Source organism: Mycobacterium sp. 1245805.9 (genome assembly GCF_001672915.1).
Classification (GTDB): Bacteria; Actinomycetota; Actinomycetes; order Mycobacteriales; family Mycobacteriaceae; genus Mycobacterium.
The window spans coordinates 1-25,856 of the sequence record NZ_LZKR01000085.1 but is presented as its reverse complement, the minus strand read 5'-3'; the positions used below and the strand labels follow the sequence as shown (position 1 = coordinate 25,856).

Here is a 25,856-nt window from a genome sequence, read left to right as displayed (position 1 = left end):
CGAGGCGCGAGCATCTTGCACATTGTGAAAAGAATTGTGCGTCTAAATTTTTCAACACTTGCTAAATGGATCCAATCCAATCCACGGCGTCCTGATCCGATCCCACACCGCGATCATTAGTTGCCGAGTACGATCTGGCCGTGTCCGAGGCAGCAACCGACTCGCCCGGTGATCGCCTGAGATTGGTCGAGCAAGTGTTCAGAGTGATAAGACCCGAAACAGGTCGATTTTCATGAAGGCCGTGTTATTGGCGGGCGGCCTCGGTACCCGCTTGCGGGAGGAAACCGTCATCCGCCCCAAACCGATGGTCGAGATCGGCGGTCGGCCGATCCTTTGGCATATCATGAAGCTCTATTCGCATCACGGAATTCATGAGTTCATCGTTTGCTGCGGCTATAAGGGTTACGTCATCAAGGAGTATTTCGCCAATTACTTCCTGCACATGTCGGACGTGACTTTTGATTTGTCGACTAACAGCATGGAAGTGCACGAGCACCACGCGGAACCGTGGCGCGTCACGCTGGTCGATACCGGAGACGAGACCCTGACGGGCGGGCGCCTCAAGCGGGTGGCGGCTCACATCCGTGACGAGGAGGCGTTCTGCTTTACCTACGGTGACGGGCTCAGCGACGTGAACATCGGCGCGAGCATTGATTTCCACCGTCGGCACGGGCGTCACGCCACAGTTACGGCGGTGATTCCGCCGGGGCGCTATGGGGCCATCGAGTGCGCCGACGACCGGGTCACGCGCTTTGTCGAAAAGCCACCTGGCGATGGCGGTCTCATCAACGGCGGCTTCTTCGTTCTGTCACCCGCGGTACTCGACTACATCGACGGCGACCAGACCTCGTTCGAGATCGAGCTCATGGCCAAGCTGGCCGCCGACGGCCAACTGATGGCCTTCGCCCACTCCGGCTTCTGGCAGCCGATGGATACGCTTCGGGACAAGAACCAGCTCGAGGAGCTATGGAGTACCGGCGAAGCGCCGTGGAAATGCTGGCGTTGAACGCCTTTGGGGCCGCCTATCGTGGGCGCCGAGTGCTGGTTACCGGCCATACCGGATTTAAGGGCAGTTGGTTGTGTATGTGGCTGCAGGCGCTGGGCGCCGAGGTCACAGGGCTCGCGCTGGACCCGCCGACCGATCCCAGCCATTGGGGCCTGCTGAAGCTATCCCTCAAGGATCATCGCGTCGACGTTCGCGATGAAGCGGCGGTCCGCAGGGTGTTCACCGCGGAAAAGCCGGAGATGGTTTTCCACCTGGCCGCCCAGCCGTTGGTCCGCCGGTCCTACCGCGAGCCGGTCACCACATGGGCCACCAATGTGATGGGGACGGTGCATGTCCTCGAGGCCGTTCGTCACACACCGGAGGTGCGTGCCGTGGTGGCGGTCACGAGCGACAAGTGTTATGAGAATCGCGAATGGCCTTGGGCCTACCGGGAAAGAGACCGGCTGGGGGGCCACGAGCCCTACAGCGCGTCCAAGGCCGGTGCCGAGTTGGTGGCCGCGAGCTACCGGGCGGCGTTGCTGCAACACCCGTCGGCCCCGCTGCTCGCAACCGCGCGGGGCGGCAACGTGATTGGCGGTGGCGACTGGTCCGAGGACCGACTCGTTCCCGACCTGGCGCGGTCGGTCGCCGCCGGCGAGCAACTGATCATTCGCTCGCCGCAGGCCACCCGCCCCTGGCAGCATGTCCTGGACCTGCTCAGCGGGTATCTGCTTTTGGGTCAGCGGCTCCTGGCGCGCGACACCACCTGTGCCGAGGCGTGGAACTTCGGCCCCGACGAAGCGGGAAACCGTACGGTCGAGCAGGTGCTCGGCCACCTTGCAGGCGCGTGGCCACAGCTTCGATGGCAAGTGACATCGAGTCCTCAGCCACACGAGGCGGGCCTGCTGCACCTCGACAGCGCCAAGGCGCGGATGCAGCTCGGCTGGCGTCCCGTTTGGGATCTGGAGAAAACAATCCACCACACGGCCAACTGGTATCGCCGATTGCTGGACGTCGGCGACGTTTGCAGTGCCGACGACCTGGCCGCCTATGTCGCCGATGCCCTTGCGTCCGGACAAGTTTGGGCGAAGGCATGAACATCCTCGACACCCCGATCGCCGACCTGAAGGTGGTGCGGTCCGTGCACCACCGCGACGCGCGAGGCACATTCCTCCGCCTCTTCTGCGCCCAGGAACTTCAGCCCCTGCTGGACCACCGCCAGATCGCGCAGATCAACCACTCCAAAACCAGCCACGCCGGGGCCGTCCGTGGCATGCATTTCCAACGCCCGCCGCATGCGGAAATGAAGATGATTCGCTGCCTTCGCGGCCGGGTCTGGGATGTTGCGGTGGACGTGCGGACGGGATCCCCCACCTTCTTGCGGTGGCACGCCGAGGAACTCGCACAAGACGATGCGCAGATGCTCGTCATCCCAGAAGGATTCGCGCACGGCTTCCAGGCCCTGGAGCCCGACAGCGAGTTGTTGTACCTGCACACGGCGTTCTACCACCCGCCGTCGGAGGGTGGCCTGCGTTACGACGACCCGAGGCTCGCCATCGCCTGGCCCCTGCCGCCGCAAGACCTTTCGCTTCGCGATCTGTCCCATCCCCTCCTGGATGCCGACTTCGTCGGAGTCGCAGGATGAAATGCCGGCACTGTGGTGCACGCCTGGAGCACACCTTCGTGGATCTGGGCTTTGCGCCCCCATCCAACGCCTACCTGCAGGCCGACGACCTCTGCAACCCCGAGGTGCATTACCCGCTGCGTGTCAAGGTGTGCCACCAGTGTTGGTTGGTGCAGACCGAGGACTACGCCCGCGCCGAGGAGCTGTTCAGCCCCGACTACGCCTACTTCTCCAGCACTTCGAGCAGTTGGCTCGAACACGCGGCCGGGTATGTGCGCATGATCACCGATCGCCTGCTACTCGGGCCCGAAAGCTTCGTCATCGAAGTGGCGTCCAACGATGGCTACCTCCTGAAGAACTTTGTGGCAGCGGGCATCCCCTGCCTGGGGGTCGAGCCGACGGCGGGCACGGCCGCAGCGGCCGAGGCCCTGGGAATTCCGGTCGTGCGGGAATTCTTTGACGAAGCCTTCGGACGGCGACTGTCCGGTGAAGGACAAAGCGCGGATCTGATCCTGGGCAACAACGTGTATGCCCACGTTCCCGACGTCAACGACTTCACCCGGGGGTTGGCCGCCGCGCTGAAGCCCGAAGGCGTTGTAACACTGGAATTTCCACATATTGTGCCATTGATCGAGCAGACCCAGTTCGACACCATCTACCATGAGCATTTCTCTTACCTGTCGCTCACCACGGTGGCCGACATCTTTTCCGGGGCCGGCCTGCGTGTGTGGGACGTAGAAGAACTGCCAACCCACGGCGGTAGCCTGAGAGTCTACGGCTGCCGCGCCGACGCGACGATCGCTGCGACGGCCCGCGTCGATGCGCTACTGGCGCGCGAGGACCGGTTCGGGGTGACCCGGCTGGCGACGTATACCGAGTTTCAGAAGCGTGCCGACCGGGTGAAGGTCGATCTCCTGGCCTTCCTGATCGAGCAGAAGCGTGCCGGCCGGTCCGTGGCGGCATACGGAGCGGCCGCGAAAGGCAACACGTTGTTGAACTACGCAGGCGTCAGGCCGGATTTGCTGCCGTACGTGTGTGACGCGGCGGCGTCCAAGCAAGGAAAATTCATGCCCGGCAGCCACATTCCCATTTATTCGCCGGAAGCACTGCGGGAAATTCCGCCCGACTACGTGCTCATCCTGCCGTGGAACATCGCTCACGAGGTGCGGACCCAGTTGCAGGACCTCGTCGACAAAGGAGTAGCCCTCGTCACGGCAGTGCCGCAGTTGAGCTTGCTGTAGGGCGCCGCGTCAGTCGGTCGAGACCTTCGTCAGCGCGGGCGCGCGAGCATCCTCCAAACGGAAGAACCTCAGCAGGTAGTCGGTTTTGGGCGCCTTGAACACCAGCTGCCCCTCACGCGAAAAGACCACACAGTCCCCAGGTGTGTCGCCGTCAATGATCGAATTGCCCTGCGCGAGGATCGTCCGGGGGCCGATATGGCTGTCTCCGATGATCGCCGTGTTGGGGAACATCACCACCCCCTCGGACAGCACCGGCCGCGATTCGGGGTCAGCGCGGCCCACCGTGCTGTTCTGGTGCAGAACAAGGTAGTTGCCGTAGCTGGCCCGGGCCAGGACGATGCCCGTCGAGTGACCAATGCAAAAAATTTCCGGTAACTCAATGGTGTAGAAGCACTCCAGTGCGTTGAGCGCCTTGTTGAGGCAAAAGACCTTGCTGCAGATGTTTTCGCTGGCGCCCCGGCGCCACAGCGTGTTCGAAAGTAGATAAAGGAACGTCGCGTACTCGTTCGAGTGAAGGTAGCGAAAGCCGCCCGGGGGCCATACCCGATTGAGTCTCACCGGTAGGTCGAGCCGGTCGAGCGTGTCATCGATCGCGCTTTCGACCAGCGCGCGGGTGTCCCCGACGTGGTCGGGGAAGAAGTGATTGATTTGTGCCGCCACGTAATCGACCAGACCGCCCCTAGAGATATCGACGAGGTCCATTTGCCGATTTTACCGTGATGAAGGGCAGCAAGAACCTCGCCTGAAATGTCGGCCCGCACAAGCGTCGCGGGCCAATCTTGCTCAAGTGTCGACGCGTGGCCCAGAATTCGGATAAGACGGTGAAAGACCGAGCTGAGGTTCCTATGACCGTGACCTTGACCGGAGCGACAGGCTTCGTAGGAAGGCAGATTTTGCGCAACCTTCGCGAACGGGGCTGCTCGGTGCGGGTGCTCGTTCGCGATCCGTCCCGGTTGCCCGACGTCCGGGCGTCCGGCGGACTGGAGGTGGTGCAGACGCCCGACCTGTTCGCGGAGGAAACCGGCCGATTGGAGGCGTTCCTCGAGGGTTCGGAAACCTTGGTGCACGCGGCTTGGTATGCGCGGCCGGGCGAATACCTCACGTCGCCGCTGAACCTGACGTGCCTGGCCGGAACGGTCAACCTGGCCCGCGCGTTCGCGGCGGTCGGGGGCAAGCGATTCGTCGGTGTCGGAACCTGCGCGGAGTACGACTCCTCCGCGGGCCTGATGACCACGGACACACCGCTGGCTCCCAATACCCTGTACGCCGCGTGCAAGGCGTCGGCCTTTCAGGTGCTGCGCCTCTTCCTCGGCGCCGAGGGCGTGAGCTTCGCCTGGTGTCGGCTCTTTTACCTGTACGGGGAAGACGAAGACGAGCGACGACTGGTCCCATACCTTCGCAGGCAGCTCGGCGCGGGGCAGGAAGCGCTCCTCACTCGCGGCGATCAAGAACGCGATTTCCTCGATGTGAAGGAGGCCGGCCGGATGATCGCCGATGTCGCGCTGGGCCGGCAGCAGGGCGCCGTGAACGTCTGCTCGGGCAAGGCGGTGACCGTTCGACAGCTCGCCGAGCGCATCGCCGACGAGTACGGTCGCCGCGAACTGTTGCGCTTTGGGGCACGGCCGGAGAACGTTTCCGACCCATCGCGGGTCGTCGGCGTGCAGGGGGACGTGCGGTGAGCGGGTGAGGAGCCTTTACGAGCAGTCCGCCTTCCCGATCTTCCAGAACCGGATGTACGACTCCGCCCCCGAGGCACGCTCATGTCCCCGGGGCGATATTCGCTTGGTGCAGGACGACATCAGCGGCCTCGTCTACAACGCGGCGTTCGACCCGGAACTGATGAACTATGACTCCGCCTATCAAAACGAGCAGGCGCACAGCCCGTCGTTCAAGAGTCACCTGGACGAAGTCGCCGCCATCGTCGAGCGTAACCTTGGCACCGACGCGTTGGTCGAAGTCGGTTGCGGCAAGGGGTATTTCCTCGAGTTGCTGCAGTCGCGCGGTTGCTCCGTGACGGGTTTCGACCCCACCTACGAGGGCGCGAATCCCGCCGTCCAGCGACGCTACTTCGGCGACGGGGTCACCGTGTCGGCCAGGGGACTCGTCCTGCGCCACGTGCTGGAACATGTGCAGGACCCGGTTCGGTTTCTCGGTGGCTTGCGCGACGCCAACGGCGGCGGGCTCATCTATATCGAGGTGCCGTGCTTCGACTGGATCATCCGCGCGAGGGCCTGGTTCGACATCTTCTACGAACACGTCAACTACTTCAGGCTGGAAGATTTTTCGAGGATGTTCGGCCGGGTCGTCGCGGGCGGGCATCTGTTCGGCGGCCAATACCTCTACGCCGTCGCCGATCTCGCCACCTTGCGGCCACCCGTATCCGGCCCGCGGGACCGGGTGGACTTCCCGGAAGATTTTCTGGCGGCGGCAACCGTCGCACCGTCCGACGGGGCACGCCAACCGAGCGCGGTTTGGGGCGCGGGATCCAAGGGTGTCATCTATTCGCTGTTGCGTGAGCGCGCCGGCAATCCGGTCGACGTCCTGATCGACATCAACCCGGCCAAGTGCGGAAAGTTTGTGCCGGCCACCGGTCTGCGCGTGTTGTCCCCGGAAGACGGGATGGCAACGCTCCCACCGGGTTCGGACATCTGCGTGATGAACAGCAATTACCGCGACGAGATTCGCAAGATGACCGGAGATCGCTTCAACCTGATCGGCATGGAGCGTGAGTGATTCCGCGGAGCACGCCGCCGCATTCATGCGTACCTCTTTGCAATCTCGGTATCCGTACAACTTCGAGTGGATGTCGCGGCCGATCATCCAGTACCCCCAGGACATGGTCGCCATGCAGGAGTTGATCTGGCGCGTCCGCCCTGACCTGATCATCGAGACCGGCATCGCCCACGGCGGATCGCTCATCTTCGGCGCGTCCATGCTGGCGCTGCTGGACATGGCCGACGCCATCGAATCCGGAGTCACGCTCGATCCGGCCACATCCGGCCGCAAGGTGCTGGGCATCGACATCGATATCCGCGAGCACAACCGCGCGGCCATCGAGGCGCACCCGATGGCCTCGCGTATCCAGATGATCCAGGGTTCGAGCATCGCCTCCGATGTGGTGGCGCGGGTGCGCGAGATCGCCGCGGGCTATCGGCGCGTGCTGGTTTGCCTGGACAGCAACCACACCCACGCTCACGTGCTGGCCGAACTGGAGGCCTACGCGCCGCTGACCTCCGTGGGCAGCTCCTGCGTCGTCTTCGACACCATCATCGAGGACCTGCCCGCCGACATGTTTCCCGACCGCCCGTGGGCCCCCGGCGACAATCCGAAGACCGCCGTGCACGAATTCCTCAAGACCCACCCGGAATTCGAGATCGACAAGAGCATTCAGCGCAAGTTGCTGATCACCGTCGCGCCGGACGGGTATCTGACCAGGCCGGGCCCGCTCCGAGCGTGAAACTGTGGCGAGAATCGGCCGAAAAACTCGCAACAGCTTCACGCTCGGCGGAAGGAAGATGCCGAAGCCCGGTTGCGCGCCTCCGCGACGCGTAACCTGCGCACGCGACGCGCCGAAAACGGCCGCAGCCGTTTAAGTTTCGCGTCGGTAGGCCAGAAGCTACGCCGTCTCGGTGATCGGCCGGTCGACCCAGCTCATCAGGTCGCGCAGCTTCTTGCCGGTGACCTCGATGGGGTGCTCGGCGTTCTCCTTGCGCAACTGCTCGAGTTGCTTGTTGCCGCCCTCGACGTTGGCAACCAGCTTCTTGACGAACTCGCCATTCTGGATGTCGCGCAGGATATCCCGCATCCGGTCCCGGGTGCCGGCGTCGATGACGCGCGGGCCGGACAGGTAGCCGCCGAACTCCGCGGTGTCGGACACCGAGTAGTTCATCCGGGCGATGCCGCCCTCGTACATCAGGTCGACGATCAGCTTGAGCTCGTGCAGCACCTCGAAGTACGCCATCTCCGGCGGGTAGCCCGCCTCGACCATCACGTCGAAGCCCGCCTTCACCAATTCCTCTGTGCCGCCGCACAACACGGCCTGCTCACCGAACAGGTCGGTCTCGGTCTCGTCCTTGAAGGTGGTCTTGATGACGCCGGCCCGGGTGCCGCCGATGGCCTTGGCGTACGACAGCGCCAGCGCCTCGCCCTGGCCGGTCGGGTCCTGGTCGACGGCGATCAAACACGGCACGCCCTTGCCGTCGACGAACTGGCGGCGCACCAGGTGGCCGGGCCCCTTGGGGGCGACCATCGCGACCGTGACGTCGGCGGGCGGCTTGATCAAGTCGAAGTGGATGTTGAGCCCGTGGCCGAAAAACAAAGCGTCGCCGGCCTTCAGGTTGGGCTCGATGTCGTTCTTGAAGATGTCGGCCTGCGCGGTGTCGGGTGCCAGCAGCATGATGACGTCGGCCCACTTGGCGACCTCGGCGGGGGTGTCGACGTCCAGGCCCTGCTCATCCACCTTGGCGCGCGACTTCGAACCCTCCTTGAGCCCGACGCGCACCTGCACGCCGGAATCGCGCAGGCTCAGCGAGTGCGCGTGCCCCTGGCTGCCGTAACCGATGACGCCGACCTTGCGGCCCTGGACGATCGTCAGGTCTGCGTCGTCGTCGTAGAACATCTCTAATGCCACGGTGAACTTTCTCCTTGTTTGCTATTTGGCCGTGCCGATACCGCGCGGACCGCGGGATAGCGACACCATTCCGGATTGGGCGATTTCGCGGATGCCGAAGGGCTCCAGCACGCGCAGGAACGCCTCGATCTTGCCGCGGTCACCGGTGGCCTCGATGGTCAGCGATTCCGGTGACACGTCAATCACCTTGGCGCGGAACAGGTTCACCGCCTCGATGACCTGGCTGCGGGTGCCGGCGTCGGCCCGCACCTTGATCAGCGACAACTCCCGCGACACCGAGTTGTCGTCGTCCTGCTCGATGATCTTGATCACGTTGATCAGCTTGTTGAGCTGCTTGGTGATCTGCTCGAGCGGGGTCTCCTCGGCGGACACCACGATGGTCATCCGCGACATGTCCTTCTGCTCGGTCGCGCCGACGGCCAGCGACTCGATGTTGAAGCCGCGCCGCGAGAACAGCGCCGCCACGCGAGCGAGCACACCGGGCTTGTCCTCCACCAGGACCGAGAGCGTGTGCGTCTGCATCAGGCGTGCCCTTCGCTTTCGTCGTCGAACAGCGGGCGGATCCCGCGGGCGGCCTGGATCTCGTCGTTGCTGGTGCCGGCGGCGACCATCGGCCACACCTGCGCGTCGGCGCCGACGATGAAGTCGATCACCACCGGGCGGTCGTTGATCGCCCGCGCCTGGTTGATCACGTCGACGACGTCTTCCTCACGCTCGCAACGCAATCCGACACAGCCAAGCGCCTCGGCCAGCTTCACGAAGTCCGGGATGCGGTGCGAGTGCGTCGCGAGGTCGGTCTGCGAGTATCGCTCCTGGTAGAACAGCGTCTGCCACTGGCGCACCATGCCCAGGTTGCCGTTGTTGATCAGCGCCACCTTGATCGGCGCGCCCTCGATGGCGCAGGTGGCCAGCTCCTGGTTGGTCATCTGGAAGCAGCCGTCGCCGTCGATCGCCCAAACCTCCGCGTCCGGGCGGGCGATCTTGGCGCCCATGGCCGCCGGGATGGCGAACCCCATCGTGCCCAGTCCGCCGGAATTGAGCCAGGTGCGCGGCTTTTCGTAGGAGATGAACTGGGCGGCCCACATCTGGTGCTGGCCGACGCCCGCGACGTACACCGCGTCCGGCCCGGCGATCTCGCCCAGCTTCTCGATCACGTACTCCGGGCTCAGGCTGCCGTCGCTCTGCGGGCCGTAGCTCAGCGGGTAGGTGGACTGGACGCTGTGCAAATACGCCCACCACTCGGTCATTTCGATGTTGCCGGGTACGTCGTGGTGCTGCAGCATCGCGATGAGGTCCGTGATGACGGCCTTCACGTCGCCGACGATCGGCACGTCGGCGTGCCGGTTCTTGCCGATCTCGGCCGGGTCGATGTCGGCGTGGATCACCTTGGCTTCGGGGGCGAAGGAATCCAGCTTTCCGGTCACCCGGTCGTCGAACCGGGTGCCCAGCGCGATCAGCAGGTCGCTGCGCTGCAGCGCCGCCACCGCGGCCACGGTGCCGTGCATGCCGGGCATGCCCAGGTTCTGCGGATGGCTGTCGGGGAAGGCGCCGCGCGCCATCAGCGTGGTGACGAGCGGGATTCCGGTCAGCTCGGCCAGCTCGCGCAGTTGCTCGGTCGCCTCGCCGCGGATGACCCCGCCGCCGACGTACAGCACCGGTTTGTGCGCGGCCGCGATCAGCTTGGCGGCCTCACGGACCTGCCGGTTGTGCGGCTTGGTGTTCGGCTTGTAGCCGGGCAGGTCCATCCGCGGCGGCCAGGCGAACGTGCACTGCCCCTGCAGCACGTCCTTGGGGATGTCGACGAGCACCGCGCCCGGACGTCCCGAGCGGGCGATGTGGAACGCCTCGGCCAGCACCCGGGGGATCTCGTCGCCATTGCGGACCAGGAAGTTGTGCTTGGTAATGGGCATCGTGATGCCCGAGATGTCGGCCTCCTGGAAGGCGTCGGTGCCGATCAGCCCGCGCCCGACCTGCCCGGTGATGGCGACGACGGGAATGGAGTCCATCTGGGCGTCGGCCAGCGGGGTGACCAGGTTGGTGGCGCCGGGACCCGAGGTCGCCATCATGACGCCGACCTTGCCGGTGGCGTGCGCGTAGCCGCTGGCCGCGTGGCCGGCGCCCTGCTCGTGGCGAACCAGCACGTGGCGCAGCTTTTTCGAGTCGAACAGCGGGTCGTAGACCGGCAGCACGGCGCCGCCGGGAATCCCGAAGATGACCTCGACGTCGAGTTCCTCCAGCGACCGGATCACCGACTGGGCACCGGTAAGTTGCTCTGGGCCAACGCGTTTGGGCGCGGCGGCGGGGGTCTTCGCGGCGGGTTTCACGGCGTCCGTGGCGACGCTGGCCGGATCCTGCGCCTGCGTGGCGGGGGGCCTGGTGGGAGCGCTCACTGTCCTGGGGTCCTATTCACTCTTGGAAGTTTCGTTGCTGCGCAAGAAAAAACCCCCGTCAGCTCAGCTGCTGCACGAGGGTTGCGCGTTGGTGCTGGATCGCTTCAAATGCTGAAGACCTAGTCAACCACCAACGCGCTGACTAATTACTACGAGCATCCCGGGCTTTCCGGCGGTTTCCATAACGTCCGACGGTAGCCTTCGCACAGCTCAACAGTCAAATCCGGGTCCCCCGTGGACCGTCCCGGCCATCGCACGGTGAAATGATGCTCCCGTGGCTACCGATTCCCCCGTGGTGCTCAAGGTGTCGCCGATGGCCCACTTCGCCGTCGGGTTCTTCACGCTCGGCTTGCTGATACCGGTGCTGGCCTGGCCGGTGTCCGCGCCGCTGCTGGTGATCCCGGTGGTGTTGTCCGCGTTGATCATCCGGCTGCGCACGGTCGCCGACGATCGGGGCGTGACCGTGCGGACCCTGTTCGGGAGCAGGGCGGTGCGCTGGGAAGAGATCGAGGGGCTGCGCTTCCACCGCGGTTCGTGGGCGCGCGCCCGCCTGAAAAGCGGCGCGGAGCTGCGCCTGCCCGCGGTTACCTTCGCCACGCTGCCGCAGCTGACCGAGGTCAGCTCGGGACGGGTGCCCAACCCCTACCGATGAGGGTCAGGCGATCGGGTTGACCCCGTTGAGCATGACCCAGACCGCGACGCCGGCGGCGATGCCGGCCAGCAGGGCGACGAACGACCCGATGAAGGGCCGGTGGGCCCAGCCGCGGCCGGCGTCCAGGCCGTAGCGACCCGGTCCGGACAGGATCACCGCGACGGCCAGGACGATCAGCGTGATCTGGTATTCATGCCCCTGCGGCAGGAAATAGGCGAAGGCGTGCGAGCGCGAGGCGCCCGACACGGTGGCCAGCAGTTCGTTGATCAGGAACGCCAGCGCACCCGCCGCGGCCACCGGGGTGAACAGCCCCAAGATCAGCAGCACCGCCGCCACGATCTCACCGCCCGCGCTGACGTACGCGAGGATGTCGGCGTGGTGGTAGCCGACGTCGGATAGCGAATTCTTGAGGCCGGTCAACCCGCCGCCGCCCCACCAGCCGAACAGCTTCTGCAGCCCGTGGGCCCCCAACACCACGCCCAGCCCGACCCGCAGCACCAGCAAACCCAGGTTCTGGGTGCCGCGCTTGCCGATCTCGCGGTGCCGGTCGTCGTCCTTGTCCGCGTCGATCTCGGCCGGCTCGGTCGCGGAGATCGACGTCGGCTGCGCCGCCGACTGTGGCTGCACGTACGGCAGGGGTTCCTGCTGGTCGAGCAGGTGATATCCGCCGGCCCCGGGGGCACCCGAGGCCGCGGGGTCGACGTAGGGGATGACGGTGGTGTTTCCGAAGTCGCCCGGGTACCCGACCGGCGTCAGGTCATCCTCGGGGTCGACCAAGCGCGCCGAGGCGGGGCGCCCCGATGCCGGCTCCGGGGATTCGCCGGGCCGGCTCCAATGTGCGTCATTCGATTGACTGGTCACGGGTGTCAGGGTAAGGGCAAACGCGCCTGAATCGGGGATTTGAGCGGCGCTTTCGCCGGTTAGTCCGCCAAAACACCCCGGATTCGCCCCAAATCGCCTTTTCCGCCCTTCCACGGGCCGAAAAATGAGTGAAATCGGCGCCCCACCGGCACACCTTCCGTCGCCGGACGCGGGCAGGCATGTGGCGGCGGTGCCCGCACAGTCCGTAGCCTGTCGGTCATGCGGATACGGGGCTCGGTTCGCGGCGCGCTCGCCGCCGTCTCCGTGGTGGCGCTGGTCGCGAGCGGCTGCGCGCGTTTCAACGACGCCCAATCCCAGCCGTTCACCACCGCCCCCGAACTCAAGCCCCAGCCCAGCTCGACGCCTCCCCCGCCGCCACCGCTGCCGCCGACACCCTTCCCCAAGGCGTGCCCGGCGCCGGGGGTCATGCAGGGCTGCCTGGAGAGCACCAGCGGCCTGATCATGGGCCCCGACAGCAAAACCGCGCTGGTCGCCGAGCGCACAACCGGCGCCGTCAAGGACATCTCGGTCAACGCCGAGCCGAAGGTCAAGATGGTCATCCCCGTTGACCCGTCCGGTGACGGCGGCCTGATGGACATCGTGCTGTCGCCCACCTATCAGCAGGACCGCCTGATGTATGCCTACATCAGCACGCCCACCGACAACCGCGTCATCCGCGTGGCCGACGGCGACATCCCGAAGGACATCCTGACCGGGATCCCCAAGGGCGCTACCGGCAACACCGGGGCGTTGATCTTCACCAGCCCGACCACGCTGGTCGTGATGACCGGCGATGCGGGCAACCCGGCGATGGCCGCCGACCCCAAGTCCCTGGCCGGCAAGGTGCTGCGCATCGAGCAGCCGACCACCGTCGGCCAGGCCCCGCCGACGACCGCGCTGTCCGGCGTGGGCTCCGGCGGCGGCATGTGCACCGACCCCGTCGACGGCTCGCTGTACGTCGCCGACCGCACCCCCACCGCCGATCGCCTGCAGCGCATCACCAAGACCTCGGAGGTCTCCACGGTGTGGACGTGGCCGGACAAGCCCGGCGTCGCGGGCTGCGCGGCAATGGACGGGACCGTGCTGGTGAACCTGATCAACACCAAGCTGACCGTGGCGGTGCGGCTCGCGCCGAAGACCGGCGCGGTCACCGGCGAACCCGACGTCGTCCGCAAGGACACCCACGCCCACGCGTGGGCGCTGCGGATGTCGCCGGACGGAAACGTCTGGGGCGCAACGGTTAACAAGACCGCCGGGGACGCCGAGAAGCTCGACGACGTCGTGTTCCCGCTGTTCCCGCAGGGCGGTGGCTTCCCGCGGAACAACGACGACAAGACCTAGACGGGCCCGTCCAGGGTGAACCGCACGCCGTATTTGCGCGGCTCGGCGGCCGGCTTGTGCAGGACGAACCGCTCCGGGTCGACCTGGCCCGGTTCCATCTCGTCGAGATCGGACAGGTAGAGCACGTCCTCGTAGGAATCCGGAACCCAGCCGGCGACGGGTTCCACGATGTAGGCGACGTGATCCGCGATGTCGATCCAATGCGCGGTCCTGCCGACGAACCACGCGATCGCCTCGTCGAGGATCGGCATCCCGTGCGGGCCGACCCGCCACGAGCAGCGACCGAATTTCTCGGGCTGGTCGTCCGTTTCGCCGTCGAACAACTCGGCCAGGGCGACCTGGTGCTGCGCCAGCACGTGCACGGCCAGGTGCTCGGATTGGCGGGCCGCGTCGCAGGTGGGGCTGCTGCGGGGCACCACCACCATGAAACTCGGCGGCTGGACGCTGGTTTGGGTGGCGAAACTGATCAGGCAACCCGACGGTTGAGTGTCGGTCTGGGTGGTCACGACGAACACCGGGCCGTCCAGCATGGCCATCAGGTCATCGAACATGGCCCCTCGCCGTCAGGCCTGACCGCAGGCGGCCAGGACGAGCTCGCGGACCCGGGCCGCGTCGGCCTGCCCGCGGGTCGCCTTCATCACCGCGCCGACGATCGCGCCGGCCGCGGCCACCTTGCCGCCGCGGATCTTCTCGGCGACATCCGGATTGGCGGCCAGGGCCTCGTCTACGGCGGCCTGCGTCACCGTGTCGTCACGCACCAGGGCCAGGCCGCGGGCGGTCATCACCTGCTCGGGTTCGCCCTCCCCGGCCAGCACGCCCTCGACGACCTGGCGGGCCAGCTTGTTGGACAGCTTGCCCTCGTCGACCAGCGCGATCACCGCGGCGACCTGGGCGGGCGTGATGGCCAGCTCGTCCAATTCGATGTTGGCCTCGTTGGCCTTCTGCACCAGGAAGTTTCCCCACCAGGCGCGGGCCTGCTCGCTCGACGCGCCGTGCTTGACGGTCTCGGTGACCAGTTCGACGGCGCCGGCGTTGACCAGATCCCGCATGACCTCGTCGGAAACGCCCCACTCCTGCTGAATTCGCTTGCGGCTCAACCACGGTAACTCGGGAATGGTTTGCCGCAGCTGCTCGACCAACTCGCGGCTGGGGGCGACCGGCTCGAGATCGGGCTCGGGGAAGTAGCGGTAGTCCTCGGCGGTTTCCTTGGTGCGGCCGGGGCTGGTGTACCCGGATTCGTGAAAGTGCCTGGTTTCCTGCGTGATCCGTCCGCCGGACATCAGGACGGCGCCCTGGCGCTGCATTTCGTAACGGACGGCGACCTCGACGCTGCGCAGCGAGTTGACGTTCTTCGTCTCGGTCCGGGTGCCGAACTCGGTCGCCCCCGCCGGTTTCAGCGACACGTTGGCGTCACAACGCATCGAGCCCTGATCCATCCGAACGTCGGATACGCCCAAGGCGCGCAACAGGTCTCGCAGTGCGGTGACGTAGGAACGGGCGATCTGCGGGGCCCGTTCACCCGCGCCCACGATCGGCTTGGTGACGATTTCGATCAGCGGCACCCCGGCCCGGTTGTAGTCGATCAGCGACGTCGTCGCGCCGTGGATGCGACCGGTCTCGCTGCCGATGTGGGTGAGCTTGCCGGTGTCTTCCTCCATGTGGGCGCGCTCGATCTCCACCCGCCAGGTGGAGCCGTCTTCCAGCGGCGCCTCCAGGTAGCCGTTGATCGCGATCGGCTCGTCGTACTGCGAAATCTGGTAGTTCTTCGGCATGTCCGGGTAGAAGTAGTTCTTCCGGGCGAAGCGACACCAGGGCACGATCTCGCAATTCAGCGCCAGCCCGATCCGGATCGCCGACTCCACCGCGGCCCGGTTGAGCACCGGCAGCGAGCCGGGCAGCCCGAGGCAGACCGGGCACACCTGAGTGTTGGGTTCGGCACCGAATGTGGTGGAGCAGCCGCAGAACATCTTGGTCGCGGTGGACAGCTCGACGTGCACCTCGAGGCCGAGCACGGGATCGAAACGCGCAATGACCTCGTCGTAGTCCAGCAGCTCGGGACCGGCGGCAACACTCATGCCGTCGATCCTAACTAGGACTGCGACTCAGACCCCGTGCGGCGGTCGCCGGGCCCCGAGGCGGAGGTTTTGCTCCATGCCTGGGCCGGGGAACACGTCGGCCAACGCGGCCGCCATCTCCAGGTAGCTGCGCCGGCTTTCCCTGCTCAGCCGGTCCAGGCCGATCTCCTTGCCGTCGTGCACGTGCCGATCGAACGGCAGCACGACGGTGGCGGCGACACGTGCGGACAAGTCGTCGAGCTCCTTGGCGGCGACGACGGCGACCTTGCCCGCCTCGACATGGTTGATCGCCAGCACGGTCCGCGCCATCAAGCGCTGATAACCCTTGTTGCGCAACAGGTCCAGGGTCGTCTTCGTCTTGCGTATCGCATCGATCGAGGTGCTGGTGACCACCACCAGGGCGCAGGACTCCGGCAGCACGGCGTCCATCACGGCCGAATTGACCGCCTTGACGCAGTCCACCAACACCACCGAATAGTGTTTGCGCAGAATCGAAAAAGCCCTGACGACGTCGGGCCGTTCCAGCCGCCAATCGGTGCGCGCGTAGTCGGGCAGGCCGAGCACCTCCAGCCCGAAGCTGTTCATGTAGGTGTGCGCCCGCACATCCGAGTAGTGGGTGGCCGCGCCGTCCCGCAGCAGGTCGGCGATGCTCAGCGGATTGCGGCGGCCGTGGCGCTCGGCCAGGTCGCCGGCGTCGATGTCCACGGCGATCACCCGGTCGTCGCGGACGGCCGCGAAGGTCGAGCCCAGTGCCTCGACCACCACGGTCTTGCCGACGCCGCCCTTGAGGTTGAGGACCGCGATGGGGAACGCGCCGCCCAGTGGAGCGCGGATGCGGTCCCGCAGCTCCTGCTCGTATGCCGAGCTTTTGCCGGGGCCGAGATTGATTCCGGTAAGGCGGCGGATCAGGTCTCGCCAGTCGAACCCGGCGGAGTCCTCGGGCTCCTGCAGCTCGAGGCTGTCCAGGGCCGTCCCGCCGACGGTCAGCTCGGGGCGAGACCGCGGAACCCGCCGCGCCGGTGCCGGCGCGGTCCGCGGGGGCTGGGGTCGCTGCGGCACCGTGGCAGACGTCCAGTTGGCGTCGTCGCGCCAGCGGCGCGGCGGCCGCTGGCGATCTGGCGGGCCCGACCCCGGCTGTTGAACGGCTCCGCGAAGTGAGCCGCGGTTGCTCATAGGAACCGGTATAGCCGCTTCGAACTGGCGGAAAACCACAAATATCGCCCCGACTTGGCGTGAGCTGCGGGCTTCGGCGGCAAATTCAGCCGGTCGTCAGTTCGGTGCCACCGGCTGTTCGCCGCCGCTTAGCCAAAGAAAGCCGCCGCGTCGTCGTAGCGGCTGTCGGGCACCAGCTTGAGTTGGCGGGTGGCGTCCGCCAGCGAGACCCGGCCGATGTCCTGGCCGCGCAGCGAGACCATCTGGCCGTACTCGCCGGCGTGCGCGGCGTCGGCGGCGTTGACGCCGAAGCGGGTCGCCAGCACCCGGTCGTAGGCCGTGGGGGTGCCGCCGCGCTGGACGTGCCCCAGCACGGTCACCCGGACCTCCTTGTTGATCCGCTTTTCCACCTCGGCGCCGAGTTGCTGGGCGACGCCGGTGAACCGCTCGTGGCCGAACTCGTCGATCCCGCCCTCCCGCAACGTGATTGAGTCGGCGATCGGCTTGGCGCCCTCGGCGACCACGCAGATGAAGTGCGAGTCCCCGCGCTGGAAGCGCCGTTTGACCAGCCGGCACACGTCCTCGACGTCGAAGGGCTGCTCGGGGATCAGCGTCATGTGCGCGCCGGACGCCAGCCCCGCGTTCAACGCGATCCAGCCGGCGTGCCGGCCCATCACCTCCACCAGCATCACCCGCTGGTGGGATTCGGCCGTGGAATGCAACCGGTCGATGGCGTCGGTGGCGACCGTCAGCGCGGTGTCATGCCCGAAAGTCACGTCGGTGCAATCGATGTCGTTGTCGATGGTCTTTGGGACGCCGACGACGGGAACGTTCTCCTCGGACAGCCAGTGCGCGGCCGTCAACGTGCCCTCGCCCCCGATGGGGATCAGCACGTCGATGCCGTTGTCGTCCAGGGTCTGCTTGATCTGGTTCAGCCCGGCCCGAAGTTTGTCGGGATGCACGCGGGCGGTGCCGAGCATCGTTCCGCCCTTGGCGAGCAGGCGGTCGTTGCGGTCGTCGTTTTGCAGCTGGATGCGCCGGTTCTCCAATAGCCCGCGCCATCCGTCCTGGAATCCGACCACCGACGAGCCGTATCGCGAGTCGCAGGTGCGCACCACCGCCCGGATGACGGCGTTGAGCCCGGGACAGTCGCCGCCCCCGGTGAGAATTCCGATCCGCATCTGTTCATCTTGCCCGCACGGGCCCCGGATGGCGCGACCTGGCGCAAATTGCCGCTAAAGGGTGGCCGCGCTCGGCAGCGGCCCGCGGGCCGCCTCGTAGGCGGCGCCCACCCGATACAGGCGGTCGTCGGCCAGCGCCGGGGCCATGATCTGCAGCCCGACCGGCAGGCCGTCGTCCGGCGACAGCCCGGACGGCACGGACATGCCGCAGTGGCCGGCCAGGTTCAGCGGCAGTGTGCACAGGTCGAACAGGTACATGGCCAGCGGATCGTCGACCTTCTCCCCCAGCGGGAACGCCGTGGTCGGGGTCGCCGGGGACACCACCACGTCGACGGACTCGTAGGCCCGGTCGAGGTCGCGCGCGATCAGCGTGCGGACCTTCTGCGCCTGGTTGTAGTAGGCGTCGTAATACCCGGCGGACAGCGCGTAGGTGCCGATCATGATGCGCCGCTTGACCTCCGGGCCGAAGCCGGCGGCGCGCGTCAGCGCCATGACCTCCTCGGCGGAATGCGTGCCGTCGTCGCCGACCCGCAGCCCGTAGCGCATCGCGTCGAAGCGGGCCAGGTTGCTGGACACCTCGGACGGCAGGATCAGGTAGTAGGCGGCCAGCGCGTGGTCGAAGTGCGGGCAGTCGACCTCGCTGACCTCGGCGCCCAGCTCGGTCAACTGCTCGACGGCGGCCTCGAACGACGTCAGGACCCCGGCCTGATAGCCCTCGCCGCGCAGCTGCCGAACGACGCCGACGCGCACGCCGCGCAGATCGCCGCCCGCGCCGGCCCGGGCGGCGCCGACGACGTCAGGTACCTCCGCGTCGACGGACGTCGAGTCGCGGACGTCGTGCCCGGCGATCACCTGGTGCAGCAGCGCGGTGTCCAGCACGGTGCGCGCGCACGGGCCGCCCTGATCCAACGACGACGCGCAGGCGATCAGCCCGTAGCGCGACACCGTGCCGTAGGTGGGCTTGACGCCGACGGTCGCGGTCAGTGCGGCCGGCTGGCGGATGGATCCCCCGGTGTCGGAGCCGATGGCCAGCGGCGCCTGGAACGCGGCCAGCGCCGCCGCGCTGCCGCCCCCAGACCCGCCGGGGACCCGGTCCAGGTTCCAGGGGTTGCGGGTGGGGCCGTAGGCGGAGTTCTCGGTCGAGCTGCCCATCGCGAACTCGTCCATGTTGGTCTTGCCCAGGATCGGGATGCCCGCCGCGCGCAACCGCGCGGTGACGGTCGCGTCGTAGGGGGAACGCCAGCCCTCGAGGATCTTGGAGCCGCAGGTGGTGGGCATGTCGACCGTGGTGAACACGTCCTTGAGCGCCAGCGGAACCCCGGCCAGCGCCGACGCCAGCGGCTCGCCGGCGGCCACCGCGTCGTCGACCGCAGCCGCGGCCGCCAGCGCCTCGTCGGCCGCCACGTGCAGAAACGCGTGGTACCGGTCGTCGGTCGCCTCGATCTGGTCCAGGCAGGCCCGGGTGATCTCGGTGGACGACAGCTCCCCGGCGGCGACCTGGGCGGCCAGCGTCGCGGCGTCGGAGCGGACGATGTCGCTCACTCGGCGTCCCCCAGGATCTGCGGCACGGCGAAGCGGCCGTCGACGGCCTCGGGCGCCTCGGCCAGCGCCTCGGCCTGCGTCAGGCACGGCGTCCTCTCGTCCGGGCGGGTGACGTTGACGTCCTTGAGGGGGTTGTCGGTCGCTTCGACGCCGGTAACGTCGACCGATTGGACCTGGCTGACGTGGGTGAGGATGGCGTCGAGTTGGCCGGCAAAGCTGTCCAGCTCGGCGTCGGTCAAGGCCAGCCGGGCCAGCCGCGCAAGGTGCGCGACGTCGTCGCGGGAGATCTGGGACACGACCGATCAGCCTAGTCGGGCCACGATGCGGCGCGGGGGGCGGCAACCGCGAGCGTGCGGCTAGCCGCACGCTCAGTGCCGAGTGTGAAGCTAGCCGCACGCTCGGCCGCGGGCCATCCTCGGACCCGTCCCAGCCGAAATGCCGTGGATACATTGCTGTGAAAAAGTGTTGGCCGTGCCGTCGTATCTGTTGCGCATCGAGCTCGCCGACCGCCCGGGCAGCCTGGGCGCGCTGGCCGTCGCGCTCGGCTCGGTGGGCGCCGACATCCTGTCGCTCGACGTGGTGGAGCGCAGCTCGGGTTATGCGATCGACGACCTGGTCATCGAGCTGCCGCCGGGGGCGATGCCGGATCGGCTGATCACGGCCGCGGAGTCATTGCCCAACGTCCGCGTGGGCAGCGTCCGCCCGCATACGGGGCTGCTGGAGGCGCACCGCGAGCTGGAGCTGCTCGACCACGTCGCCGCGGCCGGCGACGACGCGTCGCGGCTGAAGGTCCTGGTCAACGAGGCGCCCAAGGTGCTGCGCGTCAGCTGGTGCACGGTGTTGCGCAGTTCGCACGGCGAACTGGAGCCCCTTGCCGGCAGCCCCGGGTGCCCGGAAACCAAGGCGGATTCTGCCCCGTGGCTGCCGATCGAGCGCGCGGCGGCGCTGGACCATACCGCCGAGTGGGTGCCGCAGGCGTGGCGCGACATGGACACCATGATGGTCGCGGCGCCGCTGGGCGACCCACACACGGCGGTGGTGCTGGGCCGTCCGGGCCCGGAATTCCGGCCCTCGGAGGTCGCCCGGCTGGGCTATCTGGCCGGCATCGTGGCGACGATGCTGCGCTGACGCGTTCAGGTCAGTGCGGTCAGCAGCAGCCGGGAACCCATCCCGACCGTGTGGGCCAGCCCCGCGGCGTACGCGTCGAACAACCCGCTGACGCGCCGTAGCTCCCACATCGTCTGCACCGTCAGCCACGCGAAATCGCGTGCCTTCGCGATGTCCCACGAGGTGATCAGGTGCGCGACCGGCTCGAGGTGATCGTCGACGGACCGTTCGAGGTCGGTCAGGAAGGACCGCCGGATCTCGGCCTCGACGCTGGCGAGGACGTCGTTGATTTTCTCGTAGTCCGCGTGCACGCCGGGGCTGTCCGGCGTGAGCCGGCGCGCGGCACACGTGGCGATCACGGCGAGCGGCAGGTCGTGCTCGATGTGGGCGTTCATGCCGGCGAGCGCAAATTGAATCGGCAGGACGCCCTTGCTTTCTCGGGCGGCGAACAGCGGCGCCCACGCCTTGGACTTGGCCCCGGCGGCGTCGTACGCGTCGAACCAGTAACCGGCGAACCGGACGTCTAAGTCGGTGACGAACGCGTCGTCGTGAAACACGCCCCTCGTCGCGAGCCGGTCCGCCATCATCTCGGTCACTCGCAGATAGACGCCGTTGAACACCTCGGCACCGTCATCGGGCGGCAGTTGCGCCGCGATGGCCCGCATGCGCGCGAGCACGTCGGCAACGGACGTTGGGCTCACCCGTCCATCACAGCAGATTCGGTGGCGAGCGACCGTTCGATGTCGGCAACCACGTCGTCGGTGTCTTCGATACCCAGCGACAGGCGCGCGAATCCGTCGGCGACGCGGTCGCCCCACCGTGCCCGGCGATCCACCGAGGTGTGGATGCCGCCGAAGCTGGTGGACGAGACGAGCAGCGCACTGCGGTCCACCAGCGCCCGCACCGCGGCCGCGTCGGCCAACTCGAACGAGACCAGGGCCCCGAAGCGGCGCATCTGCGCGACGGCCACCGGGTGCGCCGGATCCCCGACCAACCCCGGGTAGCGCACGGCTCGTACCGCCGGATGGCCGGCCAGCATGGTCGCCACCGCCTGCGCATTGCGGCACTGGCGGTCGAATCGCAGTCCGGCGCTTCCCAGGCTCCGCAGCAGCAGCCACGCCTCGAATCCGCCGAGGATCGCGCCGGCGAGCAGCCTTTGGCGTTCCACCGCGGCGATCAACTCGGGCTGGTTGCCCGCCACGTATCCGGCCAGCAGGTCGCTGTGCCCCGAGAGCCCCTTGGTGGCGCTGGCCACCACCAGGTCGGCCCCCAGCGCCAGCGGGCACTGCCCGAACGGCGTGGCCGCGGTGTTGTCGACGACCAACCGCGCCCCGCGAGACCGGCAGATGGCGGCCAACCGCTGCAGGTCGATCACGTCCAGCGCGGGGTTGGTGGGGGTTTCGGCCAGCACCACGTCGGCGCCGGCCGCCGCGTCGTAGATTTGCGTACTCGACGCCTCGACAACCGAAACCCCCGCGGGCGCAAGGTGTTCCGCCGCATACTGGCGCACCTGATAGTAGCCGTCGGACGGCACCACCAAGGCCGACCCGGGTCGGGTCAGCGCGCGCAGTGCGGCACTGATGGCCGCCATGCCCGAGCTGAAGACCACCGCGCCGGTCGCTCCCTCCAGCGCGGCGACCGCCGATTCCACTTGCCGCCAGGTCGCATTGGAGCTGCGGCCGTAGGTGTCGAGATCGGAGGCTTCGTCGTCGGAGAGGTGATACGTGGAGGCGAGCACCGCCGGCGGGGCCACCGGCTGACCGGGAACGGCCGGGGAGCCTACGGCCTTGACGCTGCGGGTCGAATCGCCGTATCGACCGCTCACTCGTCAGCCTCAGCGGGCCCGTCTGCCAACAACTTTCGGAACCCGTCCTCGTCGAGGATCGGCACACCCAGCTCCACCGCCTTGTCGTACTTGGAGCCCGGTGCGTCGCCGGCGACGACGTAGTCGGTCTTCTTCGACACCGATCCGGCGGCCTTGCCACCGCGCGACACGATCGCCTCCTTGGCGTCGTCGCGCGAAAAACCCGCCAGCGAACCGGTGACCACGATGGTCAGGCCCTCGAGGGTGCGGGGCACGCTCGCGTCGCGTTCGTCGGCCATCCGCACCCCGGCCGCGCGCCATTTGTCGACGATCGCCCGGTGCCAGTCGACGGTGAACCATTCGGTGACCGCGGCGGCGATCGTCGGGCCCACCCCCTCGACCGCGGCCAGCTGCTCGGTGGACGCATCCTCGATCGCCTGCAGGTCGCCGAACTCGGTGGCCAGCGCGCGGGCGGCCGTCGGGCCCACGTGCCGGATCGACAACGCCACCAGCACCCGCCACAGCGGCTTCGCCTTGGCCACATCGAGGTTGGCCAGCAGCCGCGCGCCGTTGGCCGACAACCCGCCGGCCTTCGTCCGGAACAGCTCGGTTTGCAACAGGTCGTCCTCGGTGAGGGAGAACAGGTCACCCTCGTCGGCGATCACGCCGGCCTGCAGCAGCGCGATGGCGGCCTCGTAACCCAGCCCCTCGATGTCCAGCGCACCGCGGCCGGCGACGTGAAAGACCCGCTCCCGCAACTGCGCTGGGCACGACCGCGCGTTGGGACAGCGGATGTCGGCGTCGCCCTCCTTGGCGGGGGCAAGCGGGGTGCCGCATTCGGGACACGTTGTGGGCATGACGAATTCGCGTTCCGAGCCGTCGCGCAGGTCGACGATCGGGCCGAGCACCTCGGGGATGACGTCGCCGGCCTTGCGGATCATCACGGTGTCACCGATCAAGACGCCCTTGCGTTTGACCTCGGCGGCGTTGTGCAGCGTGGCCAGCCCCACCGTCGACCCGGCCACCTTGACCGGCGTCATGAACGCGAATGGCGTGACGCGCCCGGTACGGCCGACGTTGACGCGGATGTCCAGCAGCTTGGTCTGCACCTCCTGGGGCGGGTATTTGTACGCGATCGCCCACCGCGGCGCCCGCGAGGTCGAGCCCAGCCGGCGCTGCAGCGCCACATCGTCGACTTTGACCACCACACCGTCGATTTCGTGATCGACGTCGTGGCGATGTTCGCCCCAGTAGGTGATGCGCTCGAGCGCGCCGGCCACGTTTTCCACCCGGGTGGTGTGCTCGGAGACGGGCAGGCCCCACGCGCCCAGCGCCAGATAGGCATCGTGCAGCGTGGCGGGCCGGAAGCCCTCGGTGTGTCCCACCCCGTGGCAGATCATCCGCAGCCTGCGGCGCGCGGTGACCGCGGGGTCCTTCTGGCGAAGCGAGCCCGCGGCGCTGTTACGCGGGTTGGCGAAGGGCGTCTTGCCGTCCTCGACCAGCGCAGCGTTGAGCGCCTCGAAGTCCTCCAGCCGGAAGAACACCTCGCCGCGCACCTCGAGAACCTTCGGAACCGGGTAGTCCTTGCCGGCCGTCAGCCTCAACGGGACGTCGTCGATGGTCCTGGCGTTCAGCGTGACGTCCTCGCCGGTGCGCCCGTCGCCCCGCGTCGCCGCCCGGACCAGCCGACCGTCGCGATACACCAGCGACAGCGCGACGCCGTCGATCTTGAGCTCACACAGGTACGGCACCTCGTCACCGACCTCGCCCCGCACGCGCGCGGCCCACAGCTCGAACTCCTCGGCGCTGAAGACGTTGTCCAGGGACAGCATTCGCTCCAGGTGCTCGGCCTCGGTGAAATCGGTGGCGAAGCCGGCCCCGCCGACCAACTGGGTCGGCGAATCGGGCGTGCGCAACTCGGGGTGCTGCTCCTCGAGCGCTTCGAGGCGCTTGAGGAGCTGGTCGAACTCGGCGTCGGAGATGATCGGCGCGTCGCGTACGTAGTAGCGAAACTGGTGTTCGCGCACCTCGTCGGCCATTTCCCGCCATTGCCGCCGAACGTCGGGCGCAACGGGGTCAGCCTCTGCTGAAGTCACCTTCGCAGGTTATCGAAGGGCTGGGACATGCCGGACTGCGACGCGTCGGTCACATCCGCCACACCCGCCTCCGTCGGAGCCGGCACCGCGTGTGCCCGCCTCAGAGCGACAGCCGTTGTCGCTCGGAGGCGGGCACCACGGCACATCCCTCCGCGCCGTGACCGGAGTGACTCACTCCTCTTCCACGAACGCCCGCAACCGCTCCACCGCCGCGTCCCAGCGCCGTGACAGCTGGTCGAGGTAGTCGCTGGCGCGGGCCAGCGGTTCGGTCCGCACCGTCCAGACCCGTTCGCGCCCGCGGCGGGCGCTGCTGACCAGTCCCGCGGATTCCAGCAGCGCCAGGTGCTTGCTGGCCGCCTGCCGGGTGACCGGAATGGCTTGTGTGACTTGCGATGTCGAGCAGGGCCCGACGTCGCACAGCCGGACGATGATGCGCAGTCGATTCGCGTCCCCCAGCGCGTCGAAGAGCGGCGCGCCGACGGCGCTCATACCCGGGTGCCCTCCAGATACCGGCGCACGAGGTCGGTCTGCATGGCCCAGCCCTCGGAGTTGGCCTCAAAGGCCGACGCGCGACGCGCCGCGGGGATGGCGTCGAAACCGGACTCGGTGATGGTGAGCAGCACACCCTCGGGCGTGTCGGCGAGCGTGAACTCGACCAGCGTGGTCGGCCCATCGTCGGCATCCGGATCGCCCGCGCACGGCTGCCACCGGTAGGCGAATCGCCGCTGCGGTTCGATGGCAACGATCTCCCATGTCGTCGTCACGCCGGAGTGCGGCTCCTGGCGCTTGGCAACCTCTTCGTCGACGGTTGTCGGCGTAATGGTCGCGGCGACGGGCCGCCCTGCGACGAATGGCCCGTCGAAGCGAACGCCGAACCAGCGCCCGAACTGCTCGGCGTCGGTGATGGCTCGCCACACCCGGTCCAGCGGCGCGCGCAACACGACTTGTTTCTGAATTCGATCCGTACTCATATGCAACCTCCTGGTTGCCTTTCAGGCTGGCACAACCAAACCCGAAGCGCAACCGTTTAGTTGCTTATGGCGTCTGCTAGGTCAAACCGTCCGAACCGTTCGCGCCCAAGAATCCAGACGGCCCTCCGGTGCCGGCGGTGCCGGTGGCGCGGGCGGCTTTGCGACCGCCGGAACCGCGGGCACCGGCGGTGCCGGCGGCGCCGG

General features: G+C 67.6%; 26 protein-coding genes. 10 read left to right on the top strand and 16 right to left on the bottom strand.

The genetic code is table 11. The annotated features are described in order from the left end of the window. The first annotated feature begins 232 nt into the window (after positions 1-232). From rfbF to A9X00_RS12485, 4 genes are read left to right on the top strand one after another with little or no spacing between them, the layout of a single operon-like run. The gene (rfbF, locus tag A9X00_RS12500; protein WP_067153344.1) at positions 233-1,006 is read left to right on the top strand and encodes a glucose-1-phosphate cytidylyltransferase; all 774 of its coding nucleotides are present in this window, start codon (positions 233-235) and stop codon (positions 1,004-1,006) included. Beyond that, positions 967-2,082, top strand: a complete 1,116-nt coding sequence (gene rfbG, locus A9X00_RS12495; protein WP_232006780.1) for a CDP-glucose 4,6-dehydratase — start codon at positions 967-969, stop codon at positions 2,080-2,082. The genes rfbF and rfbG overlap by 40 nt, the downstream gene beginning before the upstream one ends. Then, the gene (locus A9X00_RS12490) at positions 2,079-2,630 is read left to right on the top strand and encodes a dTDP-4-dehydrorhamnose 3,5-epimerase family protein (RefSeq protein ID WP_067153422.1); all 552 of its coding nucleotides are present in this window, start codon (positions 2,079-2,081) and stop codon (positions 2,628-2,630) included. The genes rfbG and A9X00_RS12490 overlap by 4 nt, the downstream gene beginning before the upstream one ends. Then, positions 2,627-3,850 carry a class I SAM-dependent methyltransferase gene (locus tag A9X00_RS12485; RefSeq protein ID WP_082975150.1) on the top strand — a complete coding sequence of 408 codons (1,224 nt, stop codon included), beginning with the start codon at positions 2,627-2,629 and terminating at the stop codon, positions 3,848-3,850. Before A9X00_RS12490 ends, A9X00_RS12485 begins: the two co-directional genes overlap by 4 nt. Positions 3,851-3,859: 9 nt before the next feature. On the opposite strand, the gene A9X00_RS12480 is transcribed toward A9X00_RS12485, so the two are convergent. Continuing rightward, positions 3,860-4,552: a hypothetical protein gene (locus A9X00_RS12480; RefSeq protein ID WP_067153343.1), complete on the bottom strand. Its 693-nt coding sequence runs from the start codon at positions 4,550-4,552 to the stop codon at positions 3,860-3,862. 143 nt (positions 4,553-4,695) lie between these two features. Between A9X00_RS12480 and A9X00_RS12475 the strand changes: the two genes are divergently transcribed. The 3 genes from A9X00_RS12475 to A9X00_RS12465 are packed head-to-tail and all read left to right on the top strand — an operon-like array spanning position 4,696 to position 7,307. Further along, on the top strand, positions 4,696-5,529 hold the full coding sequence (locus A9X00_RS12475) for an NAD(P)-dependent oxidoreductase (RefSeq protein ID WP_067153341.1): 834 nt from the start codon (positions 4,696-4,698) through the stop codon (positions 5,527-5,529). 4 nt (positions 5,530-5,533) lie between these two features. Beyond that, a complete protein-coding gene (locus A9X00_RS12470; protein ID WP_197515144.1) occupies positions 5,534-6,583 on the top strand; it encodes a class I SAM-dependent methyltransferase in 1,050 nt (349 codons plus the stop codon). 25 nt (positions 6,584-6,608) lie between these two features. Beyond that, positions 6,609-7,307 (top strand): cephalosporin hydroxylase family protein, encoded by a 699-nt coding sequence (locus A9X00_RS12465; protein WP_082975155.1) that lies wholly within the window; start codon positions 6,609-6,611, stop codon positions 7,305-7,307. 159 nt (positions 7,308-7,466) lie between these two features. On the opposite strand, the gene ilvC is transcribed toward A9X00_RS12465, so the two are convergent. Genes ilvC through A9X00_RS12450 form a run of 3 tightly spaced genes read right to left on the bottom strand, consistent with a single transcriptional unit; the run spans position 7,467 to position 10,870 of the window. Continuing rightward, positions 7,467-8,468, bottom strand: a complete 1,002-nt coding sequence (gene ilvC, locus A9X00_RS12460) for a ketol-acid reductoisomerase (protein WP_082975148.1) — start codon at positions 8,466-8,468, stop codon at positions 7,467-7,469. A gap of 33 nt (positions 8,469-8,501) precedes the next feature. After that, positions 8,502-9,002: an acetolactate synthase small subunit gene (gene ilvN, locus A9X00_RS12455; RefSeq protein WP_067153334.1), complete on the bottom strand. Its 501-nt coding sequence runs from the start codon at positions 9,000-9,002 to the stop codon at positions 8,502-8,504. Beyond that, on the bottom strand, positions 9,002-10,870 hold the full coding sequence (locus tag A9X00_RS12450) for an acetolactate synthase large subunit (protein ID WP_067153332.1): 1,869 nt from the start codon (positions 10,868-10,870) through the stop codon (positions 9,002-9,004). Before A9X00_RS12450 ends, ilvN begins: the two co-directional genes overlap by 1 nt. 274 nt (positions 10,871-11,144) lie before the next feature. On the opposite strand from A9X00_RS12450, the gene A9X00_RS12445 reads away from it, so the two are divergent. Further along, on the top strand, positions 11,145-11,522 hold the full coding sequence (locus tag A9X00_RS12445; protein ID WP_197515143.1) for a PH domain-containing protein: 378 nt from the start codon (positions 11,145-11,147) through the stop codon (positions 11,520-11,522). Between the two features lie 3 nt (positions 11,523-11,525). Here A9X00_RS12445 and A9X00_RS12440 read toward each other — a convergent pair whose 3' ends face one another. Beyond that, positions 11,526-12,383, bottom strand: a complete 858-nt coding sequence (locus A9X00_RS12440; RefSeq protein ID WP_067153330.1) for a DoxX family protein — start codon at positions 12,381-12,383, stop codon at positions 11,526-11,528. Between the two features lie 219 nt (positions 12,384-12,602). Between A9X00_RS12440 and A9X00_RS12435 the strand changes: the two genes are divergently transcribed. Beyond that, entirely contained in the window at positions 12,603-13,724 is a 1,122-nt protein-coding gene (locus A9X00_RS12435) for a sorbosone dehydrogenase family protein (protein WP_067153328.1), read from the top strand. Here A9X00_RS12435 and A9X00_RS12430 read toward each other — a convergent pair. From A9X00_RS12430 to gatC, 6 genes are all read right to left on the bottom strand, one after another. Further along, positions 13,721-14,275, bottom strand: a complete 555-nt coding sequence (locus tag A9X00_RS12430; RefSeq protein WP_067153325.1) for a flavin reductase family protein — start codon at positions 14,273-14,275, stop codon at positions 13,721-13,723. The genes A9X00_RS12435 and A9X00_RS12430 overlap by 4 nt on opposite strands. A 12-nt stretch (positions 14,276-14,287) precedes the next feature. Then, a complete protein-coding gene (gene gatB, locus A9X00_RS12425; RefSeq protein WP_067153323.1) occupies positions 14,288-15,799 on the bottom strand; it encodes an Asp-tRNA(Asn)/Glu-tRNA(Gln) amidotransferase subunit GatB in 1,512 nt (503 codons plus the stop codon). A 27-nt stretch (positions 15,800-15,826) separates the two neighbouring features. After that, complete coding sequence (locus A9X00_RS12420; RefSeq protein WP_156772053.1) at positions 15,827-16,972, bottom strand: MinD/ParA family protein; 1,146 nt, start codon at positions 16,970-16,972, stop codon at positions 15,827-15,829. A 128-nt stretch (positions 16,973-17,100) separates the two neighbouring features. Beyond that, complete coding sequence (locus tag A9X00_RS12415; protein ID WP_067153321.1) at positions 17,101-18,132, bottom strand: ATP-dependent 6-phosphofructokinase; 1,032 nt, start codon at positions 18,130-18,132, stop codon at positions 17,101-17,103. Positions 18,133-18,186: 54 nt separating this feature from the next. Continuing rightward, positions 18,187-19,674: an Asp-tRNA(Asn)/Glu-tRNA(Gln) amidotransferase subunit GatA gene (gatA, locus tag A9X00_RS12410; protein WP_067153319.1), complete on the bottom strand. Its 1,488-nt coding sequence runs from the start codon at positions 19,672-19,674 to the stop codon at positions 18,187-18,189. Then, the gene (gene gatC, locus A9X00_RS12405) at positions 19,671-19,970 is read right to left on the bottom strand and encodes an Asp-tRNA(Asn)/Glu-tRNA(Gln) amidotransferase subunit GatC (protein WP_067153317.1); all 300 of its coding nucleotides are present in this window, start codon (positions 19,968-19,970) and stop codon (positions 19,671-19,673) included. The genes gatA and gatC overlap by 4 nt, the downstream gene beginning before the upstream one ends. A gap of 175 nt (positions 19,971-20,145) precedes the next feature. On the opposite strand from gatC, the gene A9X00_RS12400 reads away from it, so the two are divergent. Next, positions 20,146-20,802 carry an amino acid-binding protein gene (locus A9X00_RS12400; protein ID WP_156772052.1) on the top strand — a complete coding sequence of 219 codons (657 nt, stop codon included), beginning with the start codon at positions 20,146-20,148 and terminating at the stop codon, positions 20,800-20,802. Between the two features lie 5 nt (positions 20,803-20,807). Here A9X00_RS12400 and A9X00_RS12395 read toward each other — a convergent pair whose 3' ends face one another. From A9X00_RS12395 to A9X00_RS12375, 5 genes are all read right to left on the bottom strand, one after another. Beyond that, on the bottom strand, positions 20,808-21,482 hold the full coding sequence (locus A9X00_RS12395; RefSeq protein ID WP_067153312.1) for a DUF5995 family protein: 675 nt from the start codon (positions 21,480-21,482) through the stop codon (positions 20,808-20,810). After that, entirely contained in the window at positions 21,479-22,606 is a 1,128-nt protein-coding gene (locus A9X00_RS12390; RefSeq protein WP_067153311.1) for a cystathionine gamma-lyase, read from the bottom strand. The genes A9X00_RS12395 and A9X00_RS12390 overlap by 4 nt, the downstream gene beginning before the upstream one ends. Continuing rightward, positions 22,603-24,681: an NAD-dependent DNA ligase LigA gene (gene ligA, locus A9X00_RS12385; protein ID WP_067153308.1), complete on the bottom strand. Its 2,079-nt coding sequence runs from the start codon at positions 24,679-24,681 to the stop codon at positions 22,603-22,605. The genes A9X00_RS12390 and ligA overlap by 4 nt, the downstream gene beginning before the upstream one ends. Before the next feature lie 171 nt (positions 24,682-24,852). Continuing rightward, positions 24,853-25,170, bottom strand: coding sequence for a helix-turn-helix transcriptional regulator (locus tag A9X00_RS12380; RefSeq protein WP_067153306.1), 318 nt, complete (start codon positions 25,168-25,170; stop codon positions 24,853-24,855). Beyond that, positions 25,167-25,652: an SRPBCC family protein gene (locus A9X00_RS12375; protein ID WP_067153304.1), complete on the bottom strand. Its 486-nt coding sequence runs from the start codon at positions 25,650-25,652 to the stop codon at positions 25,167-25,169. The genes A9X00_RS12380 and A9X00_RS12375 overlap by 4 nt, the downstream gene beginning before the upstream one ends. Positions 25,653-25,856 lie beyond the last annotated feature (204 nt).

What these genes read in the sequence shown, in the direction of transcription:
- rfbF (WP_067153344.1), top strand. Translation starts at nt 233, where the DNA reads ATGAAGGCCGTGTTATTGGCGGGCGGCCTCGGTACCCGCTTGCGGGAG.
- rfbG (WP_232006780.1), top strand. Translation starts at nt 967, where the DNA reads ATGGAGTACCGGCGAAGCGCCGTGGAAATGCTGGCGTTGAACGCCTTT.
- A9X00_RS12490 (WP_067153422.1), top strand. Translation starts at nt 2,079, where the DNA reads ATGAACATCCTCGACACCCCGATCGCCGACCTGAAGGTGGTGCGGTCC.
- A9X00_RS12485 (WP_082975150.1), top strand. Translation starts at nt 2,627, where the DNA reads ATGAAATGCCGGCACTGTGGTGCACGCCTGGAGCACACCTTCGTGGAT.
- A9X00_RS12480 (WP_067153343.1), bottom strand. Translation starts at nt 4,552, where the DNA reads ATGGACCTCGTCGATATCTCTAGGGGCGGTCTGGTCGATTACGTGGCG.
- A9X00_RS12475 (WP_067153341.1), top strand. Translation starts at nt 4,696, where the DNA reads ATGACCGTGACCTTGACCGGAGCGACAGGCTTCGTAGGAAGGCAGATT.
- A9X00_RS12465 (WP_082975155.1), top strand. Translation starts at nt 6,609, where the DNA reads ATGCGTACCTCTTTGCAATCTCGGTATCCGTACAACTTCGAGTGGATG.
- ilvC (WP_082975148.1), bottom strand. Translation starts at nt 8,468, where the DNA reads ATGTTCTACGACGACGACGCAGACCTGACGATCGTCCAGGGCCGCAAG.
- ilvN (WP_067153334.1), bottom strand. Translation starts at nt 9,002, where the DNA reads ATGCAGACGCACACGCTCTCGGTCCTGGTGGAGGACAAGCCCGGTGTG.
- A9X00_RS12435 (WP_067153328.1), top strand. Translation starts at nt 12,603, where the DNA reads ATGCGGATACGGGGCTCGGTTCGCGGCGCGCTCGCCGCCGTCTCCGTG.
- A9X00_RS12430 (WP_067153325.1), bottom strand. Translation starts at nt 14,275, where the DNA reads ATGTTCGATGACCTGATGGCCATGCTGGACGGCCCGGTGTTCGTCGTG.
- gatB (WP_067153323.1), bottom strand. Translation starts at nt 15,799, where the DNA reads ATGAGTGTTGCCGCCGGTCCCGAGCTGCTGGACTACGACGAGGTCATT.
- A9X00_RS12420 (WP_156772053.1), bottom strand. Translation starts at nt 16,972, where the DNA reads ATGAGCAACCGCGGCTCACTTCGCGGAGCCGTTCAACAGCCGGGGTCG.
- A9X00_RS12415 (WP_067153321.1), bottom strand. Translation starts at nt 18,132, where the DNA reads ATGCGGATCGGAATTCTCACCGGGGGCGGCGACTGTCCCGGGCTCAAC.
- A9X00_RS12380 (WP_067153306.1), bottom strand. Translation starts at nt 25,170, where the DNA reads ATGAGCGCCGTCGGCGCGCCGCTCTTCGACGCGCTGGGGGACGCGAAT.
- A9X00_RS12375 (WP_067153304.1), bottom strand. Translation starts at nt 25,652, where the DNA reads ATGAGTACGGATCGAATTCAGAAACAAGTCGTGTTGCGCGCGCCGCTG.